The 22545-nt window shown below is 61.0% G+C and carries 19 protein-coding genes; 6 read left to right on the forward strand and 13 right to left on the reverse strand.

Going from position 1 to position 22545, the window contains the following annotated elements; all coding sequences use genetic code 11:
- The first annotated feature begins 237 nt into the window (after positions 1-237).
- From MU848_RS15025 to MU848_RS15035, 3 genes are all read left to right on the forward strand, one after another.
- Positions 238-2196: a TonB-dependent receptor gene (locus MU848_RS15025; RefSeq protein WP_247233908.1), complete on the forward strand. Its 1959-nt coding sequence runs from the start codon at positions 238-240 to the stop codon at positions 2194-2196.
- A gap of 232 nt (positions 2197-2428) precedes the next feature.
- Positions 2429-2671, forward strand: a complete 243-nt coding sequence (locus tag MU848_RS15030) for a hypothetical protein (RefSeq protein ID WP_141397879.1) — start codon at positions 2429-2431, stop codon at positions 2669-2671.
- A 121-nt stretch (positions 2672-2792) separates the two neighbouring features.
- A complete protein-coding gene (locus MU848_RS15035) occupies positions 2793-3536 on the forward strand; it encodes a cytochrome c oxidase assembly protein (RefSeq protein WP_247233856.1) in 744 nt (247 codons plus the stop codon).
- Here MU848_RS15035 and MU848_RS15040 read toward each other — a convergent pair.
- Genes MU848_RS15040 through MU848_RS15075 form a run of 8 tightly spaced genes read right to left on the reverse strand, consistent with a single transcriptional unit; the run spans position 3509 to position 10887 of the window.
- Complete coding sequence (locus MU848_RS15040; RefSeq protein ID WP_247233858.1) at positions 3509-3937, reverse strand: c-type cytochrome; 429 nt, start codon at positions 3935-3937, stop codon at positions 3509-3511. The genes MU848_RS15035 and MU848_RS15040 overlap by 28 nt on opposite strands.
- Positions 3934-4218, reverse strand: a complete 285-nt coding sequence (locus tag MU848_RS15045) for a hypothetical protein (RefSeq protein WP_247233860.1) — start codon at positions 4216-4218, stop codon at positions 3934-3936. The genes MU848_RS15040 and MU848_RS15045 overlap by 4 nt, the downstream gene beginning before the upstream one ends.
- Entirely contained in the window at positions 4215-4829 is a 615-nt protein-coding gene (locus MU848_RS15050) for a cytochrome c oxidase subunit 3 (RefSeq protein WP_247233862.1), read from the reverse strand. The genes MU848_RS15045 and MU848_RS15050 overlap by 4 nt, the downstream gene beginning before the upstream one ends.
- Positions 4826-6700, reverse strand: a complete 1875-nt coding sequence (locus MU848_RS15055; protein ID WP_247233864.1) for a cbb3-type cytochrome c oxidase subunit I — start codon at positions 6698-6700, stop codon at positions 4826-4828. Before MU848_RS15055 ends, MU848_RS15050 begins: the two co-directional genes overlap by 4 nt.
- A complete protein-coding gene (locus MU848_RS15060) occupies positions 6697-7659 on the reverse strand; it encodes a cytochrome c oxidase subunit II (protein WP_247233867.1) in 963 nt (320 codons plus the stop codon). Before MU848_RS15060 ends, MU848_RS15055 begins: the two co-directional genes overlap by 4 nt.
- A complete protein-coding gene (locus MU848_RS15065) occupies positions 7656-8090 on the reverse strand; it encodes a hypothetical protein (protein ID WP_247233869.1) in 435 nt (144 codons plus the stop codon). The genes MU848_RS15060 and MU848_RS15065 overlap by 4 nt, the downstream gene beginning before the upstream one ends.
- Positions 8087-10381 (reverse strand): FdhF/YdeP family oxidoreductase, encoded by a 2295-nt coding sequence (locus MU848_RS15070; RefSeq protein ID WP_247233870.1) that lies wholly within the window; start codon positions 10379-10381, stop codon positions 8087-8089. The genes MU848_RS15065 and MU848_RS15070 overlap by 4 nt, the downstream gene beginning before the upstream one ends.
- A 53-nt stretch (positions 10382-10434) precedes the next feature.
- On the reverse strand, positions 10435-10887 hold the full coding sequence (locus tag MU848_RS15075; protein WP_201516417.1) for a MaoC family dehydratase: 453 nt from the start codon (positions 10885-10887) through the stop codon (positions 10435-10437).
- A 362-nt stretch (positions 10888-11249) separates the two neighbouring features.
- On the opposite strand from MU848_RS15075, the gene MU848_RS15080 reads away from it, so the two are divergent.
- The 3 genes from MU848_RS15080 to MU848_RS15090 all read left to right on the forward strand — a co-directional run bounded on the left by MU848_RS15080 (position 11250) and on the right by MU848_RS15090 (position 15679).
- Positions 11250-11999 (forward strand): helix-turn-helix domain-containing protein, encoded by a 750-nt coding sequence (locus tag MU848_RS15080; RefSeq protein WP_097093269.1) that lies wholly within the window; start codon positions 11250-11252, stop codon positions 11997-11999.
- 294 nt (positions 12000-12293) lie between these two features.
- A complete protein-coding gene (locus MU848_RS15085) occupies positions 12294-14762 on the forward strand; it encodes a TonB-dependent receptor (RefSeq protein WP_247233872.1) in 2469 nt (822 codons plus the stop codon).
- Between the two features lie 26 nt (positions 14763-14788).
- Positions 14789-15679, forward strand: coding sequence for a Coq4 family protein (locus MU848_RS15090; protein ID WP_247233874.1), 891 nt, complete (start codon positions 14789-14791; stop codon positions 15677-15679).
- A 75-nt stretch (positions 15680-15754) separates the two neighbouring features.
- Here MU848_RS15090 and MU848_RS15095 read toward each other — a convergent pair whose 3' ends face one another.
- The 5 genes from MU848_RS15095 to bktB all read right to left on the reverse strand — a co-directional run bounded on the left by MU848_RS15095 (position 15755) and on the right by bktB (position 22464).
- Entirely contained in the window at positions 15755-16279 is a 525-nt protein-coding gene (locus MU848_RS15095; protein WP_247233876.1) for a VOC family protein, read from the reverse strand.
- A gap of 61 nt (positions 16280-16340) precedes the next feature.
- On the reverse strand, positions 16341-18092 hold the full coding sequence (locus MU848_RS15100; protein WP_247233878.1) for an N-acyl-D-amino-acid deacylase family protein: 1752 nt from the start codon (positions 18090-18092) through the stop codon (positions 16341-16343).
- 194 nt (positions 18093-18286) lie between these two features.
- Entirely contained in the window at positions 18287-20671 is a 2385-nt protein-coding gene (locus MU848_RS15105; protein ID WP_247233880.1) for a PAS domain S-box protein, read from the reverse strand.
- Positions 20672-20795: 124 nt separating this feature from the next.
- Positions 20796-21107, reverse strand: a complete 312-nt coding sequence (locus MU848_RS15110; protein ID WP_097093266.1) for a hypothetical protein — start codon at positions 21105-21107, stop codon at positions 20796-20798.
- Positions 21108-21282: 175 nt separating this feature from the next.
- Complete coding sequence (bktB, locus tag MU848_RS15115; RefSeq protein WP_247233910.1) at positions 21283-22464, reverse strand: beta-ketothiolase BktB; 1182 nt, start codon at positions 22462-22464, stop codon at positions 21283-21285.
- Between the last annotated feature and the right edge of the window lie 81 nt (positions 22465-22545).

Below are 22545 nucleotides of genomic sequence, written 5' to 3' on the forward strand. Positions count from 1 at the left end.
TTGGTCCAGGGGATGGCCGCGGCACGGTGAACTCCGTCTGAGCGACGAACGAGCGGCAAGAGGCCGCTTCGGTGACGCTGGCGGCCGCCTTGGGGGCGTCCGGCCGTCGGCGTGCGCCGGTCGTCGCCTGACGACAGGTCTCTTGCCGGATGTCGCCAGACGCCCGGAGTGCATGATGTGAAACTTCCCGATCATTTCCACCGCGCCGCCTGGGCGCTGACCGCCACTCTCCTCCCCCTGCCAGCCTTTGCCGCCGAAGCGGCCGACGCGGGCGAAGACACCAGCGCCATCATCGTCTTCGGCCGGGGCGAGGACAAGATCGGCACCGCCCATGCGGCGAGCGAAGGCAGCGTCGGCGGCGCTGACCTTCTCGTCCGCCCGCTGCTGCGCGTCGCCGAACTGCTCGAAGCCGTGCCGGGCATGGTCGCGGCCCAGCATTCGGGCAGCGGCAAGGCCAATCAATATTTCCTGCGCGGTTTCAACCTCGACCATGGGTCGGACTTCACCACCTATATCGACGGGGTTCAGATGAACTTCCGCAGCCATGGCCACGGCCAGGGCTATCTCGACCTCAACGGGCTCATCCCGGAAATCATCGCGCGTGAGGATTTTCGCAAAGGTCCCTATCGCGCCGATGGCGGCGACTTCGCGCTTGCGGGCGCGGCCTATATGACCACGATCGACGGCTATGACCGGCCATGGGTCGCGGCGGAGGGCGGCTCCTTCGGCTGGCGCAGGCTGGCGTCGGGCGGGACCGTAAAGGCGGGTGCGGGCCATCTCACCCTGGTCGCGCAGGCCAAGGCCTATGACGGGCCATGGCAGGAGCCTGAACATCTGCGCCATTATGCGGGCTTCGCCAAATATACGCTCCCCACAGGGGCCGGGAAGATCGACGCCACGCTTCACGCCTATCGCGCGACATGGCGCCCGACCGAGCAAATTCCCGAGCGCATCGTAGGCACGCCGCTCTGCCCCGATATCTTCTGTTCGCCCGATCCGTCCGCGCGCGGTGAAACCACCCGCATTATCGGCAATCTCGCCACCGTTCAGCCGACATGGCGCGCCAATCTGTACGCCCAATTCTACGACTGGACGATGTTCTCCAACCCCACCTACACCGATCCCGACGGCACCAGCGCGCAGATACAGCAATTCGACCGCCGCTGGGTCCTCGGTTTCACGGGCGAAAAGCGCTGGGATGTCGACCCCGCGCTGCAACTGAAGCTCGGCACGGAAAACCGTTATGACGCGATCGGCAATGTCGGCGTCAACCGCACCGCAGGGCGCGCTTTCCTCTCCTCGCTTGGCCGCTATCGCGTCAACCAAGGCTCGGCCGCGCTCTATGGCGAAGCGACCGTCACGCCCCTTCCCGGCCTGCGCATCACCGGCGGCCTGCGTGGCGACTATTATCATTATGATGTCCGCAGCCGGGACGCCGTCGCCGCCGCGTTGGGTGAAGGCAGCGGCTCGGACACGCTCGTCTCGCCCAAGGCGTCGGCCGCATGGGCAATTACCCCGCAGGTCGAACTCTATGCCAATTGGGGCCGGGGCTTCCATTCCAACGATGCGCGCGGCGCGGTCAATGTGGACACGCCTGTTCCCATGCTCGTGCGCGGCACCGGCAAGGAACTGGGCGGCCGGCTTCAGCTTCCCGGCTTCACCTTCACCGCAACCTATTGGTGGCTGAACGTCGGAAGCGAGTTGCGCTTCGTCGGCGATTCCAACGCGGTCGAACCCAGCGGAGCCAGCCGCCGCCATGGCTATGAGCTTGTCGCCTTCTGGCGGCCACTCACCTGGCTTGCCTTCGACGGCAATTACACCGCCAGCCACAGCCGCTACACCAATGGCGATCATATCCCCAACGCCTTCAGGAACGCAGCGTCCGCCGGGGCGGCCATCGTCCTCGACCCATGGGAAGCAAGCATCCGCGTCCGCCATCTTGGACCCTCTCCCCTGATCGAGGACAATAGCGTGCGCGATCCCGGCAGCACTGTCGTCAATGCCCGCGCCGCCTGGAAGGGGAAGCGAGTGCAAGTCTATGCCGAACTGCTCAACATCCTGGGCAGCCGGGACAAGGACATCGCCTATTATTACGAATCCTACATCCCCGCCGCCGATGCGGAGCCGGTCGAAGGACGGCTGAGCCGCGTCGTCGAACCGCGAACGGTGCGCGGCGGGATCAAGTTCCTCTTCTGACAATGGGAAGCGAAGGCTGGTCGTTGGCAGGAGACCGGCCTTCGCGATCAACGACTTACTTATGGGACGGAAGTGTTCGTAAAGTAAAAGCCAGAGATTCTTTATTTAAACAGGTTAAAAGTCTTGGAGTTCAGCATGGAAATTTTGGGCTATGGTTGACGGGCTTTCGCCGCTGTGCAACTTTCCCTTACGGCAATCTGGACAAAGAATCAGTTGCCAGGAGAGGATGTCCATGACCCACCCACCTTTGCGGGGCGCCGTTTTTCACGCCATCTTGCGCGACTGCCTGGAAGCGCAGCGCGCGCCCAAGGAAACCGAAATACAACTGGTCGCCTGCAAGATCTGGCAGGACAGTTTCGCTGCAATATCGCACAAGAACTGGCATGATCTCGTGCCCGGCAGCGAAGAATATGAATATACCCTCAACGCCGCCCGCATGGCCTTCGGCATCCACGCAGCCAACAGCGCCGCCTGAATTTTGACCTCCAGGTCAGTTTTCGGCCCCAAATCTCCAAAACCCTTTCAATTCACCACTTCCTTCATGGGAACGATCCTCCCCCTCACGACTTGGTGACGGAAACAGAGGATCGTCCCGGTTGGAAAATCCCACCCCCTATTGCGGCACCGCTCCCCTGCCCGCGGAGTTCTGGACCCGGTGGAACTGGGACCCGCTATTGCTGCTGGCCATCGCCGCCGCACTCTTCCTCTCCCTGCGCCTTCCTCCCCCTTCCCGAAAACCCGCGATCGCCTTCACCGGCATCTGGGCGATCCTCTATATTTCCCCCTTCTGCGCGATCGGCTCGGCTCTCTTTTCCGCCCGGTCAGTCCATCATCTCGTCCTGATCCTGATAGCCGCCCCCCTGCTCGCCCGCGCGGCAGCCATGCTCCCTAAACGCGGATCGCTCGCCAGCTGGACGGTTCTTCAGGCGCTGGTCCTCTGGTTCTGGCACGCTCCGCCAGCATATGATCTGGCACTGTCCAATTCCGCCGCCTTCTGGCTGATGCAACTCAGCATCCTTCTTACCGCCACCGGCTTCTGGCACGCTCTCGCCCGCTCGGAACTCCCCGGCCGGATCATCGCCCTGTTCGCAACCATGATGCAGATGAGCTTGCTCGGCGCGTTACTCGCCTTCGCCCGAAGCGCCCTCTACCGCCCGCACTGGCTGACAACCCAGCCATGGGGATTGAGCCCGCTCGACGACCAGCAGCTTGCAGGCATCCTCATGTGGATTCCGGGCGGCACGCTCTATCTCGCCGCCGCCCTCTTCTACGCCTGGCACATGCTTGCCGAACAGCAGGATGACGGGCCAGCCTATGTTTCCCTGGGCGAAAGGGTATAGAGATAAGCGGCGATGTCGCGCGCTTCCTTCTCCCCTATGCCCATGTTCGGCATGGCGTTGCCGGGCACCACCGATTGCGGATAGCGAATCCACCGCACCAGCGCGTCCGGATCGTTCCGCAGCATCCCCGCCACGGTCTTGCGCGCGGCAAATCCAGCCAGGGAGGGGCCCACCGCCCCACGCGATGCCGCTATGCCGGGTATCTCATGACAGGCGCTACATTGCCTCGCCACTATCGCCCGCTCGCCCCGCTCGACAATGCCGCCCGTCAGTGCCTGCGCATGCTCTTCCTGCCTGCTCATCTCCTGCCGCTGTTGCACGGCGAAGCTGCCAATCGCTCCCACGGCGCCAAAGCCAGCCAACACCGCTACAAGCCACAAGCTGCCAGGAACGCGCCTCATGCCCGGCACCCCTCCAGGATCAGCAGAGCCAGAGCCTGGAACATCAACGCCAGAAAGAATATCCCGACCCACAACAACGCACCCCATTTCCCCGGCGCCAGCCTCACCAGCCCCCAGGAAGCAGCGCCAGCGATCAGCAAAAACAGCGCAATCCCAGCGCCCGGCCAATATGTGCCCGCTCGGCACCAGGCATGCAGGAAAAAGCTGATCCCCTGCTGGCTCGCGAACCAGAGCAGCGGAGGTCCGGCGAAAAGGATGGCGTAGCGCGCGTTCCTGCTCATGCCACCCTCGGCGCCCAGTAGATCAAGGCATAAAGCGGCAGCCAGCTGAGCTCAACGAACCGCCAGTAATTCGCATTGTCCTCCACATCAGCAAACTGCCGGTCGCCCACCTCATGCGTATGCAGCCACAGCGCGAGCACCAGCGTGTCTCCCCAGTCGGTGATCAGATGAACCGTGTGCAGGATCATCAGCATCCACAGCACCGACCCATAGGCATGCTCATCCCAGCGCAGCCCCAACGCAGTGAACTCCAACGCACGCGGTATGAACAGGAGAAACGCGGCCAGCGTCATGATGATGATGCCGATACGCACAGCTTTCTCATCCCTCGCCCTGGCCTTCTTGATCAGCCAACGGTTCGGAATTTCACTGAGCAACAGCCCGATCGTGAAGACGATGCCCCAGACCAGCTGCGGAGGCGCGAACCCCTTCGGCGGCCAATCGGAACCCGCCACCATCAGGTAGAGATAAGACCCGCCCGCCAACAGAAAGGCGGTTCCTTCGATCAGCATGAAACCGGCATTGCCCCACCAGGCAAGGCTTGCCGGACCATCCTTGCTCTCCGGCAAGCTCGACAGGTCCCCCTGCACATAGACCGGCCGATCGGTCATGCCCGCGCATCCTTCCGCCGTGGCCGCGTGGGCCAGAACCAGGCCGTCAACGCCAGCGCCAGCGGCACAGCACCCCAAACCAGCGCCCAGGGCGTGTAGATGCTGCCCACGAACAAGGCCGATGTCACCAGCGCGGCAACCAGCGGCCAGATGGACGGCCCGGGACTTGGCTGGCGATATTGGGGGTGGGCGTCCATCAGGGACGTGACCAGCGCTTCCCGGCACTGGCTGGAAAGACCCCGCCTCACCGGGAAGGGCTCAAGCGGATTGTCCCACATCGGCGCCGCGCTCTTCACCACCGGCACATCGGCGAAGGCATAGTTGGGCGGCGGCGAACGGGTTGCCCATTCCAGCGTCGACCCGCCCCAGGGGTCCGCGCCTGATCTTTTCCCGCGCCAATAGCTGATCAACGCGTTCGCCACGAAGATCGAAGCTCCCACCGAGGCGATGACGGTTCCCCCGGTCGCCACCAGGTTCAAATCACCCCACCCCATCTCCGGCCCATAGGTATAGATGCGGCGTGGCATGCCCATCAGGCCCAATATGTGCATCGGAAAAAAGGCGATGTTGAAGCCGCCAACGATCAGCGCGCAACTTACGATGCCCCACCCATCAGACATCAACCGGCCCGTCGCCTTGGGATACCAATAGGTGAAGGCGCCAAATAGCGGGAACATCGCTCCGCCGATAAGGACATAGTGAAGGTGCGCGACCACGAAATAGGTGTCGGTGAGCTGCAGGTCGAGCGGCGCCGACGCCGTCATTATGCCGGACAGCCCGCCGACCACGAAGGTCAGGATGAACGCGATGATCCACAGCAATGGCGTGCGGTAACTTGGCTTGCCAAGTGCGATCGTAGCGATGAAGCAGAATATCTGGATACCGGCAGGCAAGGCGATCGCCATGCTCGCTGCCGTGTACAGCGCGTTACCGACCTTCGGCAGGCCGACGGCAAACATGTGATGCACCCAAAGTCCAAATGCCAGGATCGCGATGGCCAGCATAGACAGCACGACCGGCACATGACCGAACAGGCGGCGGCGGGAGAAGGTCTCGACTATCGCCGACACGAAGCCTACCCCCGGCAGGAAGATGATATAGACTTCAGGATGGCCAAAGAACCAGAAGAGGTGCTGGAACAACAGTACGTCGCCGCCGCCAGCCGGACTGAAGAAATGGGTGGATACCAGCCGGTCCGCGATGAGCATCGACGTCACCAGCATCACCGCCGGCAAGGCGATAATCGTCATCACCGCCGACACCAGCATGGCCCAGAGAAAGGCGGGCATCTTCGCCAGCGTCATGCCGGGCGGCCGCATCTTCAGGATCGTGACCGCGACATTGACCGACACCGCCAGCGCCGCCACCTCCGTAAAGGTGATCATCTGCGCCCAGATGTCGGCGCGGTGGCCGGGCGAATAGGATGGGCCCGAGAGTGGCGGATATTCGAACCAACCCAGGTCCGGCGTCACGCCCAGCGTGTGCGGCACCCACAGCATCATCACCCCACCCAGGTAGAGCCAGTAGCTGAAGGCATTGAGCCGCGGAAAAGCCATTGTCCGCTGCCCCAGCATCAAAGGCACCAGCCACATGGCCATGGCTTCCATGACCGGCACGGACACCAGAAACAACATGGTGGACCCGTGCAGCGCAAAGGATTCATTATAAAGCTGCGCCGTCATCCGGTGCATCTGCGGCTGGCTGAGCTGCACCCGCATGTCGAGCGCCAGAAGTCCGGACAGGATCAGCAACGCCATCGCCGTCAGAACATATCGGGCGGCGATCCGGCGCGGATTGACGGTGGTCAGGAAGCCCCAGATGCCGGGCGGGTCCGACCATGTCGCCTGAAGCTGCTCATGGTGCTGGCTCATCGCAGCGTCTCCAGATAGCTGGCGACGGCTTCGGCGTCCTGCGGCGACAGGTCGCTCGGGGGCATCGACGTCCCCGGCTTGATCGCCTGCGGCTGAATGATCCAGCCGCGCAGGCTCCCATGGGTCATCGGCGCGGTCCCAGCTGCAATGGTCCGGCGGGATGCCACATGCGTGAGATCAGGCCCGACCCGCCCTCGCGCCTCGGTGCCGCGCACTTGATGGCAAACCACACAACTGGCGCTTTCGAAGACCTTACGCCCAGCAGCCACGCCTTCCCCGGGCGACACAGGTCGCGCCTGTTCAGCGAGCCAGCGCTCGAACTCACCCATCGGCTCGACTTTCACGGCCAGCGCCATATTGGCATGCTGCGTCCCGCAAAATTCGGCACATTGCCCCCTGAACCAGCCGCTCGTGCGGCCGGTCACGGTCATCCTGTTTATCTTGCCCGGTATCATGTCCATCTTGCCCGCAAGGTTGGGCACCCAGAAACTATGGATCACATCCGCCGCGCGCAGTTCCAGCAGCACGGGCACGCCAACGGGCAGGTGGAGTTCATTCGCGGTCTCTATCCACCGCCCATTTCCGGCCCGATATTCGATGCGCCACCACCATTGATGCCCGGTGACGCGCATCTGCAACGGGACTTGCTGTCTCTGCCCCAGCGACCGGTCGGCAAGGAAGCTCGCAACGACCAGCAGGATGAGGCCGAGCAGTATGAACCCGACCCATCCAACCATCAGCTTGTGATAAGGCTGCTCGCTCGTATCCGCCGCCGATCGTCTGCGGATCAGCCCCCATCCGAGGAACAGAATGACCAGCAGATAGGCAATGCCGCACACCCACATCATCAATCGGAACAGGGACATCAACGTTGACGCCTGATCGCCTGCGGCATGCATCGCGGATTGCTGCCCGGCGCATCCAGCCAACATCAGGACGGCTAGCGCATAGGCCCTCATAACGGCCCCTGCCACTGTCCGGCGGTCGGCTCGCCCTTCTGATCCACGGCCTGCCGATGCCGCTTGGCCGCGTCGGTGACAGTCAGCGAATTCAGATAGGCGCTGATCTGCCATCTTTGTTCCGCAGCTATCCTCCGGTCATATCCTTTATGCCCGATGCGCGCATAATAGGTGACGAACGGCAGCCGCGGCGGCCAGCCCGTCTTGGGCTCCCCATGGCAGGAGGTGCAGCCATACCAGGTGAAATAGCGCCCCCCCTGCGAAATCTGGTGGAAATTGCCCTTGATCGCTGCGATCCGTGGATCATCAGGTCCGGTGGGTGGGGATGTCGGCTGCGCGGCTACCAGCGTGCGCTGCTCGGCGCTGCAACCGGCCAGGAGGATCATCCCGATGATCCAACCAGAACATAATCGCATGGAAGGCAGGCTCATCCCTCCCTTCTGATAACCACCGGCACCGATTTGGCCGCGGGGACATGGCTTTCTTCGGCATGGTGCTCGATCGGGATCAGCACATTGCATTCGGGATAATAGGCGCCAAGGCACCCGCGCGGAATATTGTAGACCGTGGCGATCAGGCCCGGCCGCCGACGCACGCGCCCATCTGGTGACGGCGCTTCAAGGGCAATCACATCCCCTTCCTTCACCCCTTCCGCCATCATGTCCTCAGCATTCATGAACAAGACGTCGCGAGTGCCCTTCACCCCGCGAAACCGGTCATGATAGCCATAGATGGTCGTGTTGAACTGGTCGTTGGAACGGAGGGTGATCAACCGATATTGCCCACCCTTGTCCTCAAAGCCGGTGGCAGACAGGGCAGAAGGCGGCAGGAACTCCGCCTTGCCGCTAGGCGTCTGCCAAATCCGCTCGGCCGCCTTATTCCCTTTCCAAAAGCCGCCCGGCTCGAACAACCGCTTGTTGAAGTCCTTGAATTTTTCAGGATAGGTCGCCTCGATCGCGTCCCTGATCCGGGCGTAATCCGCGACCCAACTGTCCCAATCCACATGCGGGTTATGCGGCAGCAGGCGCTTGGCGATCGCGCCGACGATAGCCGGTTCGGACAATAGGTGTGGACTGGCGGGCTCGGCCTTGCCCAGCGAGCCATGGATACAGCTGGTCGAATCCTCCATCGACACGGCTTGCGGACCATTCTGCTGAACATCTTGCTCGATCCTGCCCAGACAGGGGAGCAACCATGCCTCATGTCCGGAGAAAAGATGGCTGCGGTTGAGCTTCGTCGCGATGTGGACAGTAAGATCCAGATCGGGCCAGGCCGCTTCCATCTTCTCCGTATCGGGTATTGCTCGGAGGAAATTGCCGCCAAGGCCGACAAAGGCCCGAACCGATCCATCGACTATGCCCGTGCATGTTTCGACGGTGTCCAATCCCTTTTCGGTTGGCGGATCAAAGCCGTAAAGCTCCTTCAACTTCTCGACCGGCGCGAGTTCCGTCTTCTCCGTAATGCCAACGGTGCGCTGCCCCTGCACATTGCTGTGACCACGCACCGGCGTCGGCCCAGCACCTGGCTTACCGATATTACCCCGCAGCAGGAGCAGGTTGACGAGCATCCGGACATTTTCGACGCCCTTCACATGCTGAGTGAGGCCCATGCCGTAGATGCCCAGCACTGCCTTGGACCGCGCATAAACCCGCGCCGCCTCCTCCAGATTCCAACGGGTCAGGCCGGACTCTTGTTCGATCGCATCCCAACCGGTCGCGCGCACCTTGTCCGCGAGCAGGTGGAAGTCCTTCGTATGCTGCTCGATAAATTCGTGATCCAGCACGGCAGGATCGCCGACCGCCTTGGCGGCATCGTCCCACTCGATCAGGAACTTGGCCAGACCCATCATCGCCGCGATGTCGCCGCCCGCTTTCACCTGATGATATTGGGTCGATATGCCTGTCTCTTTGAGCGTCGCCATCTCGATCGGATTTTGTGGATCGGTGAACCGCTCAAGACCACGTTCGCGCAGGGGATTGAACGTGATGATCTCGACACCCCGCTTCCGCGCGCGTCGCAGGTCGTGGAGCATGCGGGGTGAATTGGACCCGACATTCTGGCCGAAGAACAAGATCGCGTCGCAATCATCGAAATCCTTCTGCTGGGTCGTGCCAACCGCTTCCCCAATCGCCGCCTTCAAACCGACCGAGGTCGATTCATGACACATGTTCGAACTGTCAGGCAGGTTCTGGTTGCCGTACATACGCGCCATCAGCCCATACATGTACGAGGCCTCCAGGCTCGTGCGCCCGGAGGAATAAAACACCACCGACTTGGGATCCATCAGCCGCAACTTCGCAGCGATGGCGTCGAAAGCCTCTTCCCATGAACAGGCCACATATTTGTCCGCAGCTGCATCATAGCGCAGCGGGTGCGTCAGCCGTCCATGCTGTTCCAGATCATAGTCCCGCCAACCGCGCAGGCTGGTAACGTCATGCTCCAGGAAAAATTCAGGCGTCGTGCGAAGCTTCGTCAGTTCCCACGCGGTCGCCTTTGCGCCCTCTTCGCAAAATTCGGCAGGATGCGGGCTCGCCGGTTTCGACCAGGCGCAACTGACGCACATGAAACCATCGGGCTTGTTCTGCCGCGCCAGTTCCCGCATCCCCTCCGCCGGAAAATGTTCGCGAGGTAGAATCTCGGCCAGCGACCGCACCGAACCCCAACCTCCCGCAGGCCCCTTGAAGGGCTTGATGCGGGGTTTCTCTCCCTTGGTCGCTGCCATTTTGTTTCCGATTTGTGTCTGGTCAGGCACAAACGGATTGGCGGGGCTTTGGTTCAAAGCTTGAACTGGGTAATCCATTCGCAGATCAGCGCAGGCTTGTCCTCGCCCTCGATCTCCACGGTGGCTTCTGTAGTAAGCTGTATCTGTCCAGGCCGCTTTTCGACGACCTCCAGCGACTTGAACCTGCCACGCACATGTTTGCCCGACCGGACCGGCGACAGGAAACGGAGCTTGTTGCTGCCATAGTTGATTTCGGTCGCGCCATCCGGGACGATGTCGCCGCGCGCATCCGCACACAGATAGGGCAGAAGGGAAAGCGTCAGGAACCCGTGAGCAATCGTCCCGCCGAAAGGAGACTGCTTCGCGCGCTCCGGATCGACATGGATATATTGGTGATCCTTCGTCGCTCCCGCGAACTGGTCGATCATCTCCTGACTGACGAGGACCCAGTCCGACACATCTTCCTTATCCAGTCGCGCCTGAAGATCGTCGAAAAACTGGGTCATAAGTCCACCTCTCCTGCCAGTATTGATCACCGCCTGACCAACATGGCAGGAGGGCCTCAAGCATCTTCGTCAAAGCTATGCTCAAGCCTTGCCGATTGCGACAGGAAAATGCTCCAGAGCGAACGATGCGCTCACTTCCGTCTTGTAAGCTGCATCCTGCCCCTTACCCTTCTGCGAAAGACAAAAGCTGGAGAGACCATGATCTGGAAAGGTAACAAGCTTCGGCTGCACGGATATCGTGCAGCCGAAGAGTCGAGGGATGGATATCGATCACGGAAACGTCCGCGATCAAACATCGCAGTCCGCAATCTAGCGCCATGGCTGGAAGACATCATCCTCCGAGCAGCGAAAGGGATCATCTGATGAGCCCCCCTCATCCCTCCAGCGACCCCTTCGGCATGGAACATGAACTCCTGCTCGCGGCGTTGCGCCGCCGATTGAGAGCGGCGGGACTCACCCAGGCAGATGTTTCGCAAAAGCTGGGTGTGGGCACCGCAACGGTGAAGAGATGGCTGCACGGCCGGGGCCTTGGCCTGCGCACCTTGTCGCAACTGTGCGCTCTCGCCGACACCACCCTTACCGAAATCGCCGAAGAGGCGGCTGTCCGCGACCGGTCATCCGACAAGCTCACGCTCGCCCAGGAAAAAGCGCTGACCGCCAGCCCTGAACTATCGACTGTCTTCTTCATCATTGTCACGGGATGGCCGGTGTCGGAGGCCGAGGAGGGGTTCGGCATTCCGCCCGAACATATCGCACAGCATGTCGAAAGGCTGGAAAGGCTGGCCCTCATCGACCGGCTGCCCGGAGGACGGCTCCGCGCACGGCTAGATCCCGCGCACGTATGGCAACGCGAACCAATGCGGCGACATTTTGAGCAGCATATGAAGCATCTGTTCTTCAATCTGGATTATGGCGATCCCGATACGATCTTCGGGGTCGAAACCGTCAAACTCTCGCCCGTCGGCATCGCGCGCGTTGCTGAACGGATCGAACGGTTTAGGGCAGAATTGCGTGAAATCGCGCAGGTGGACCGCCGCACGTCCGCTCTGCCTGGCGAATGGCACGCCATCCTGGCCGTCGCCTCGCCGGTCACTCCGCTCATACCACGTTGATCGCTGATGGTGCTTGACGAAGGGATCATTTCAAGACACGCTGCATGCAAACAAGATAGCGCGGCCGAAGAGCTGATCGTTGGCTGACGCTATCAGGAGAGGATGCAGAAAGGGCTCGCGGCCATGTGCCGGCGACCAGGCTGCATCAGGAAGAAGATAATGGCGGCACACCGCCAAGCGTCCGTTGCCGGATGCGCATAGGCGCATTTGGCCGCGGTCGAAGGTCCGGGCTCTTAACAGGGAGTGCGGCCGTATCGAGGGATGGCATCGCCCGACGAAAGGAAGGGGATTGCCATGCGTTCATTCATTGCCGTTGCGTTAGCGGGCATATCATCGTTCGCCACGACAGCGGCCCTGGCGCAGACTGCCGACCCGGCCGGGCAGGCCATGGTTCAAGGGCAGCTGGCCGACATTATCGTGACGGCGCAAAGGCGCGAGGAGAGCCTGCAAAAGGTGCCCGTGGCCGTGACCGCGATCGGCGCGGAGCAGCTCGACCAGCTGCGCGTCACCAATGTCCGCAACCTTGCTGGACTGGCGCCCAGCCTTCAGATCAACACGCAGGGCCTGCAATCCAATCCCACCATCATCATCCGTGGCGTAGCGTCGGGCACCTCCAACAATGCCGTGGATCCAAAGGTCGGCATCTATCTGGACGGCGTCTATATCGGGCGAACGGTAGGATCGATCTTCGATCTTTCCGACATTCAACGTGTCGAAGTGCTGCGCGGCCCACAGGGCACCCTTTTCGGACGCAACGCCACCAGCGGCGCGATCAGCCTTGTGACCGCTGCTCCATCGGGTGAGTTCGGCGTCCGCGGGACCATTTCCTATGGCAATTACGATGCGTTTCGCACGAAAGTCTCCGTCGATCTGCCCGCCTTCGGCCCCTTGTCAGTCAAGCTGTCCTATCTGCATGACGAGATTGAGGGCGATTATCGCAACCTGCTGGGCGGCCGCACGATAGACCTGCGCCAGCGCGATCCGTCCTTCGGCGTGCAACGCATTGCGGACCGGCTGGGCGAACGCAATGTCGATGGCGTAGGTGTCGCGGCAAGGCTGGACATGGGCGACCTCACTGCCGACTATCGCTTCGATTATACCGACGCCCGTTCCACCGGCCGCGCGATACAAAGCTTCGGCGTCATACCGGATGCATCAGGCCAATTGCTGGCGCCGATCATCGCTTTCCAACCGCTGTTCGGCGGGATTACCAATATCTCGACCGACCGGCTGACCTCAGTTGCCAATGCCACGAGCGCGGAACATGTGGTGACGCAAGGGCATAGCCTCACTTTCACCTATCCCGTGAGCGATGAGATCACGCTCAAGAGCATCACTGCCTTTCGCAAGTTCCGACAGGACCCGAACATCTACGACCTTGGCGCCACCGGAGGGCTGCGGTTCACGACGGAACAACTGCAGGCGCTGCTGGCTGGCAATATCCCGTTTGTGGTCGACCCTGACAATGCTCCTAATCCAAATGACTCCTTCTTTTCCCTGCTGACATCCCGATCGACCAGCCAGAAACAATTCACCCAGGAATTTCAGGTCCAGGTCACATCTGAAGCATTGGACCTGACTGCGGGCCTCTTTTACTTCCATGAAAATACCCCGGCGACAGACATATTGGGTATTTTTCAGCCCGTCGCGAACGGCGTTGTCCTAAATACATCGACCGTGGGCGTCATTCCCAACCTACCGGTCGGGCCAGTTGCCGCCGACATCAATGGCGACGGCGTCATTGATGCGGCGGACTTCAACCCATCGCTCGACAGCATATTCGGCAGCGGCCTGACCCGCACCCGCGCCATCAATGACAGTTACGCAGCCTATGGCCAGCTCACCTACCATCTGACCGACACGCTCGATCTGACTGGCGGCCTGCGTTACACCATCGACAAGCGCGAAAACCGGATATTCGCGGTATCAGGCGGCCAAGGCGGGCAGCTGGGCGTCGGTGACTATAAGGTCGATTACAAGAAGGCGACCTGGGCGGCCATCCTGACATGGAGGCCGAACAATAATGTAACCGCCTATGGCAAGGTCTCCACTGGCTATGTGACTGGCGGCATCTTGAGCGGCATCCCCTATAAGCCGGAAACGCTGACCGCCTATGAGCTTGGCCTGAAGACGCAAAGCTGGGGCAACAGGCTACGGACCAACATCGCCCTGTTCTACAGCGACTATAAGGACCTTCAGACCCAGAACTTCATCAACGGCCGCCAGTTCTTCGACAATGCAGGCAAGGCGAGCATCAAGGGCTTCGAGCTTGAGGCTGACCTGGTTCCGGTACGGGGGGTAACGCTGAGCGGCAATCTGAGCTATACTGACCTTGATTATAAGAGCTTCATCCTGAACGGGGTCGAAGTTGCCGACATTGCACGCACCACTTTCGCCTCCAAATGGCAGGGCCGCGCCTCCGTCCAGTATGACAGCCCGGACATGAACATGGGCGGCCATATCTCGGCTCGGGTGGACGGGCGTTACCGCAGCCGCGCGCCACTGGTCTCGACACCCTTCTTCGACCTTGCAGGCAATAGCGCCGACTTGAATCGCTACGCCTACACCAAGGCATATTGGCTGGTGGATGGACGGATCGGCTGGGTGGACATGCCCTTGGGCGGAGCGAAAGCGTCGCTCTCTTTGTTCGGCCAGAATCTGTTCAACCAGCAATATAATCCATTCGGATCGCCCGTCCTGCAACTCATAACCAGCTACGAGCGCGGGCGGACCTATGGTGTCGAGCTTGGGGTAAGTTTCTAAAAGACAGAATGTAGAGGAGAGAGATGATGGAAAACGACATTTCAGCGCGCGTCAGCAGCGCGGATTTTGCATATTATAACGGCTCTGGGCCGGGTTTCACGACCGAAAGCTCGGTCCTGATAAGTTCCTCGCCCTATCTCAACCATCCGCAATTGCGGGCTTTGATCGCACAGGAAATGCTGCGACGGAACGGCACGGAGCTACCTAATACCGCCTATATCCCGGACGTCGTGAAAATACTGATGGAGCTGGAGGACTGGCCCCGCATCTTCCAGCTGTTCGAGGAAGAAAAAGCACGGCTACCCGAGTTTAAATCATGGCTGGATGGAAAGAAGGTCTCACTGTTCAAGACTGAGGAGCTTGCAGGCGCGGAACCCGGAACCCTGCGTGCCGTGATCTACGACTTTGTGGTCAACAGCGGCTATAATATGGACCATTTCTTCCAGGGCATGGAGATCAAGACCGACTTCGACTTCTACATGAAGGAGCGGACTCATACCCATGACATTGAACATATGATCACCGGCTTTGAGACCAATCATGCCGGCGAGGTTGCCCTTATCGCAGCCAATATGCGGGCACTCTATCAATATTTCGTGCCCGAACTCGCGTCCTTCTTCAACCGGGTCAGCTCTTATCTGCGTGCCAAGACGATGATGAAGAGCGGCCTCTTCTATCCAGAGGCGGTCAAGGTGGAACTTGAAGCGGAGGACATCGGCGCGGCGCAGGGCCGGAACTGGAAGCATCCGCTCTTCCTCATCCCCTATCGCGACTATCTCGATTGGCAGGTGCAGGACATTCGCGAGGAGTTCGGCATCACCAACCCGCCCAAGTCAGGTGAGTGGGCATGGACGACGGCTATCAGCGAAGACCCGAGACCAAACCACCAAGGCATGACATCCATGGCGGCGGAATAAGTCCAAGCGGCGCTGTCCCTGTAAATCAGGGGCAGCGCATAGCTCTTATGCTGTCAAATCATGGGAGAGTCGCCGTCAGACGGCGGCGAAGTCAATCACAGTGACGGGATCGGCTCCGTCCCAGTTACGAGCAGCGGCTATCCCCGCATCGCACATGCCGCGCATGTCCGCGCCGCAGATGAATTCGAACAACTGCCCGGGCTGACCCGGAGCGCGCAGATAGGCGACGCGCGTCGCGGGATTATGGGCGGTGAACAGCAATTCCATGCCGCCTTCCACCGCCGTTTCGACTGCGGCGTCCAGATCATCAACTATGCGGGCGACATGATGAAGCCCTAGCAATCGCTCGCCATCATCGGAACGATAGGGCGACGGGGCATCATTCGTCGCCTCGATCAGTTCGATCTGCACACCGTCCTGATAGGATAATCCGACATGCATCGTCACCCGCGTCGGCTGGCCGCAATATTCACCGTCCAGGGCGACATTGCGGAATACCGTCCAGGGACCCACGCCTGAGTGACTGATCCAGCTATCGATGCTGGCATCCAGATTTTCCACCAAAATGCCGATCTGGTCGATAGCACCGAATTTAGCCAACCCCCATCCCCTTCTCGCAAGGCAGGATGCGGAAGACGTCAGCCTCCCGCATCCCCTTCTTTTACTCGGCCGCTTCCAACGAAGCCAGCGCGTCATTCGCCGCCGCCGTCGGTTGCAGATATTCACCCGGACGAGCGCCGGTGTAGCTGCTGCCGTCAAAGGTCTTGACGCCATTCACCAGCGTGAGCCGCATCGGCGCGGCCGGGCGGGTGAAGCGCCACGTCGTGCCTCCGTCACCATCGGGCACATCGAACCGCTTCTCCATGTTGCGATATTCAACCTCGCCAAGATTGAACACGGCAATGTCAGCGCGGCGGCCGACCTTGATCTCGCCCGTGTCATGCAGGCCGAAGAAATTGGCGAGCTTGCCAGTCTTCACATGGATCGCCTGCTCCAAGGTGAGCAGCCCTTCGCGGACATATTTGGTGAAGAGCAGGATATTCTCGCCGCCACCGCACAGCATTTGAAGATGCGCGCCAGCGTCGGAGATATTGCCGACCGTCTGCGGGTCCAGCATCAGCTGGATCGTCAGCTCCTCATCCTTCGGGAATGGAGCCATGTGCACCGTGGATTTGGTGCCATTTTCAAGGATCCACTGCGCCATCGCGTCAGAACGGTGCAGCCCGCGTGCTTCCGCAAACTCCTTCAGCGTCCCACCTACCGGCCCAGCGCCATTTTCGCTGTCCAGCAGATAAAGGTCCTGCGGATTGTTCATCGGCGAATGCGGCCAGGCCTTGGTGTCCCAGCTCTCCCGCGCCCGCTCCCGCCAGTCGGGATCAGCCAGCAACCGCGCCTTTTCCTCATGCGTCTCTGCGAGGACGACCTCATGCCAGACATAGTCATTGGACTGGGCAAAGATCAGCGACTTGACGAGGCTGAGCGTGCTGGTCGGCGAGACATGCGCATAGCCGGGCCACACATCGATCCCTTCTTCCTTCAGCTTCGCAAGCGTGTCCTGCAACCGAGGCAGAATATCCTTCTGGAATTCCAGCGTCGGGACAGCCCCTGCCACCTGCATCCGGATCGCCCGGCCCTTCGTCAGTCGCCCAAGCCGTTCCAGGCTCTCTGGCCCGGTCTTGCGCATGAAGGTGTCGATGATGACCTGATAGGTGGTGCCGGGATAACGTTCCATCACCGAAAACAGCGCTTCGAACTCCGCATCATCGGCAAGCAATGTGGGAATGGCGCGGTCGTCGCCATCATGGTCGTGCAGATTGTCCGACAGGCCAAGAGCGCCAGCGGCCAGCGCGTCCTCCAGCAGTTCGGCCATGCGGGCAATTTCTTGTGGAGTCGCCGCGCGGTCCCATGCCTCGACGCCCATGGCCGCAAGGCGCAGGGCAATATGACCGACGAAGGCGGAGTAATTGGCGGGCAGGCTGATGTTGCGCGCCATTGATGCCTTATATTCCGACCACTTCTCCCAATCCCAGGGGACGTTCTGAAGGAAGGGCTTCAACGGGATATCCTCAAAGAAGGAGAAGATCTTGATCATCTCCAACTGCGCGGCCTTTTCCTTTGAAAGCGGAGCGGCGCTAAATCCGCAATTGCCCAGAATGACCGTAGTCGCGCCATTGCCGGGCAACGGATCAAGGTCGGGCTGCCACCACATCGTCGCGTCATAATGGGTATGGCTCTCGATGAAACCCGGCGTCACATAGCAGCCGTCAGCGTCAACGACCTCCTCACCGGCGGCGGCGGTCAGGCCCGCGCCAATCTCGGTGATCCTGCCGCCTGCCACGCGTACGTCGGCAGGATAGCCGGGCGCGCCTGTTCCGTCGATCACAGTGCCGCCACGGATCAGAATGTCCGTCATCTCTCTCTCCTCTTGAGGCTTGTTTTCCCTCGAGCCGAAGCCATTGCATCTGTGTCGCCTGTCTACGGGCGATCGTGCTGGGCACAGGCTATCGCGAGCGGGACGGCCGCCGCAAGTTCACCTTCAAACAAGTCGGCGATGGGATCATGTCATGATCCGCCGTGGGATTGAGTGATGATCCCGTCCAGCTTGGCTCAGGATGCGTCGGTAAGCATCGACCTTATCCGGGTGGCCAGCGCTTCCATGGCGAAGGGCTTGGTGATCATCTCCATGCCGGGCTCCAGAAAGCCCGATGCAAGGGCAGCATTTTCCGCATAGCCGGTCATGAACAGGACCTTGAGCGACGGCCGCAATTCCCTCGCGGCATCGGCCAGTTGGCGGCCGTTCAGCCCCGGCAATCCGATGTCGGTGATCAACAGGTCGATCCGCCGCTTTGACCGCAGCATTTCCAGGCCGCTTGTGCCATCAACAGCCTCCAGCGCAGCGTAGCCGAGTTCATGCAATTCTTCCAGGATCAGCCCGCGCACGACCGACTCATCCTCGACGACCAGCACGACCTCACCCTCCTCCGCATGATGCATCGGGCCGGGTTCTGGAAGCGCCTCCTCATCCTCGGCGCTGCCATGATGACGGGGGAGGTACAGCTTGAACGTCGTCCCCTGACCTACTTCGCTGTAGATTTTCGCATAGCCTTCGGACTGCTGCGCGAAACCATAGATCATCGATAATCCAAGCCCGGTGCCCTGCCCGATCGGCTTGGTGGTGAAAAATGGCTCGAATGCCTTGCTGATGGTATCGGCACTCATGCCGATGCCTGTGTCGCTTACACAGAGGCAGACATATTGCCCGGGCCGGACGCCACGCTGGCGAGCGACATAGGCGCGGTCCAGATGCGCGTTGCAGGTCTCGATGGTCAGCTTGCCGCCATCCGGCATCGCGTCACGGGCATTGATCGCGAGGTTCAGGATGGCGCTTTCCAACTGGTTCGGGTCGCATTTGGTAACCCACAACCCGCCTGCCAGCACGAACTCCAATTCGATGCGTTCGCCACTCGTGCGCCGGAGCAGATCCTCCATCGAGGCGACCAGCGCATTGACGCGCACGGGCTTGGGATCAAGCGGCTGCCGGCGGGAAAATGCCAGCAGGCGATGCGTCAGCGCAGCCGCCCTGTTGGCTGCAGTGGACGCGCCACTGATAAAACGGTCCAGCTCATCGACGCGCCCTTGGGCAACGCGCCGCTGCACGATCTCAAGGCTGCCCGTGATTCCCTGCAAAAGATTGTTGAAGTCATGGGCGATGCCACCTGTCAGCTGTCCGACCGCCTCCATCTTCTGCGACTGGCGGAGCGCGGCTTCCGCTTCGGCCAGCGCGGCAGCGGCCTCGACCTCCGCTGTGATGTCGCGCCCGAATCCATAGAAGGTGTCGTTTTCCGGCACCGTCGTCCACTGAATGATCCGCTGGTCGCCATCCTTTGTTCGCAAGGTGGTGCGATAATCCAGCAGCGGCATGCCTTCGCGCAAGGAATCTACTCGCTGCTGCCAGCTGTTTTCATCCTCCACCATAAAGTCAGTGCTGCGCCTGCCCAGCGTCTCTTCGCGCGACCAGCCGAGCTTCTGCGTCCATGACGGATTGACGTCGGTGATATGGCCCTGCGTGTCCGTCACGACCTTTAGGACGGGCGACAGGTTCCAGATGCGATCCCGGTCTCGCGCCATGTGCCGTTCTTCGGTGATGTCGCGGCCGACGGCGTGGATACGCCCCGCGTCAGGCACAGCCGTCCAGGCGAGCAGCCGGTATCCGCCATCACGCATGCGATAGCGATTTTCAAACGCCAGCGTCGTGATGCCTTCGCCTAGTTTGTCAATCTCCTGACTAGTGCGATCCAGGTCGGCAGGGTGGATGAACTCGGCGAGCTGATGGCCGATCATCTCGTCCTCCGCCCAGCCCAGCATGCGCGTGGCGGACGGGTTGACCGCAGTGATCCGTCCGTCGAACGTGCAGACAAGCAGCAGGTCGCGCGATATCGCCCAGAGCCTGTTGCGATCATCCTGAAGGCGGCGGTTCGCCAACACCTTCTCGGTAGTCTCGATGACGATCGCCACCACGCCGATCGCTGTGCCGTCCTCATCAAGAACAGGGGAATATTCCAGGTCTGTCCATAATTGCTTGGGCGTGCCGTCGCGGATCAGGGTCAATTCCTGATCCTGATAGGACAACGTCCCTCCCTCGCGGTATACCTTCTGCATCACATTGGCATTGAAGTCGGCAACCTCGTGCCAGCCCTCCAGGACATTGGTGCCCAGCAGGGCGGGATGACGGCCGCCCGCGAACGTGCGATAGGCGTCATTATAGATCATCACACCCTTGTCGCCCCAAAGCGTGACGATTGGCACCGGCGATCGCAGCACGAAGGCCAGCATGCTTTTCATGGCGGTTGGCCATATATCGATCGTGCCGATGCTGGTGACGGACCAGTCGAACTGGGCGATGCGGTCGCCCATTTCACCGCCCCCACCCAGAAAATCATTATAGTTGCCGCCCGCTTGCCCGCCCAAAATCGTCACACGCTTCACACCCATTAGGCCACAGCGCCAGTTTCATGGCTTAGCGGCGGCCGCTTCCGACCGACCGGAACTCCTGATCGCTCAAGGAGTTCCGCAGGCTGGCTGCAGCACGCCTCCCTCAACTTTTCATTCGGATGGGTCAGGCAGCGGACTGAAGCCTCACCGTTTCGCTGGCCTCTGCGACATTCGCGCCATGGGCACGACGCTCAGGCTCCATCATCAGCTCGATAAAGTGCCACCATGCCGGAGCGGCGGGGCGCATGCTCAACAACTGACCTTGGCGGTGCACAGCGATCCAGCGGCCATCTTCCCGCTCATATTTCCAGTGCGGATCGCAGTTCAGCGGGACTTGTTCAAATTCGTCCGCACGATTTTTCTGGGAGCCGATCGCCCGCAATTGGCTTGGAACTTCGCGGCAGACGCCGCCAGGAAACTCGACGAGAACGGACATGATCTACTCCATGCCAGCGGTTCATCGACCGCCGCCCCGTCTAAACGCACGACAAGTGATTGAGTTCTCGAAAGAAGCTGAGGTTTAACATAGATGACGGATCATTGACGTCCGCCGCCAGCATGAGCGAAGGAGCCGAACGCCGCATCCACGGCGTTCGGCTCGTCCTCAATGATCAGCCGACATTCTCGATTACCAAGGCAATGCCCTGGCCGCCACCGATGCACATGGTTATAAGCGCGTAGCGCCCGCCGGTCCGCTTAAGTTCGTAAGCAGCCTTGATCGTCAGGATCGTGCCCGTCGCACCAACAGGGTGGCCAAGCGCGATACCCGACCCGTTCGGGTTCAGCTTGTTGCGATCGAACGCCAGCGCATTGGCAACGGAAAGAGCTTGCGCCGCAAAGGCTTCATTGGCTTCGATCACGTCCATCTGATCAAGCGTCAGTCCGGCGCGCTTCAGCGCCACGGGCGCCGCCTTGATCGGCCCCTCGCCCATATATTCCGGCTCTACGCCCGCATGTCCCCAGCCAAGGATCTTCGCCAGCGGCTTCAATCCCCGCCTTTCCACTTCGCTGCCGGTGGCCAGCACGACGGCCGCCGCGCCGTCATTGATGCCGGACGCATTGCCTGCCGTGACCGTGCCGTCCTTCTTGAACGCAGGGCGCATCGCCGCCAGCGTTTCGATGCTGGTGTCCGCGCGCGGATGCTCGTCCGTATCGAAGATGGTGACGCCCTTGCGCGTCTTGATCTCGACAGGAACGATCTGCTCCTTGAAGCGCCCTTCCGCGATCGCCCGCACCGCACGCTGATGCCCTTCCACAGCCAGCGCGTCCTGCTGTTCGCGCGTGATGCCGTGGCGTTCGGCGCAATTCTCCGCGGTTACGCCCATATGATAGCCGCCGCTTGCGTCCTGAAGCCCGCAAACCAGCGCATCCTCGACAGGGTTGTCCCCCATCTTGCGGCCCCAGCGTGCGCCGTGATCATGATAGGGCACGTTCGACATGGACTCAGCGCCGCCAGCCACGGTGATCGCCGCTTCGCCGAGCTTCATCATCTGCGCCGCCGACACGATCGCCTGTACGCCCGACCCGCAGAGCCTGTTCAACGTCAGGGCGGGCACCTCGAGCGGAACGCCAGCCTGCAATGCTATGGTGCGCGACAGCATGCCATCGCGAGCGCTGGTCGGCATGACCTGGCCGATGACCACATGCTCGACGTCAGACGCCGGAACGGCAGCACGGGACAGCGCCTCCTTCACGACGATGCTGCCAAGCTGCGACGGCATGAAAGGCTTCAAAGAGCCGCCGAAATCGCCGATCGCCGTCCGAGCGCCGCTTACGATATAGATATCTTCCATCATCTGGTCCTCTGCACGATTGGGGTGCCAGTGCTGCACTTGCACGCGCTCATGCGCCCCTGTGCACGGGTGTCAAGAACA

This window comes from Sphingobium agri, from assembly GCF_023051225.1.
Lineage (GTDB): Bacteria > Pseudomonadota > Alphaproteobacteria > Sphingomonadales > Sphingomonadaceae > Sphingobium > Sphingobium agri.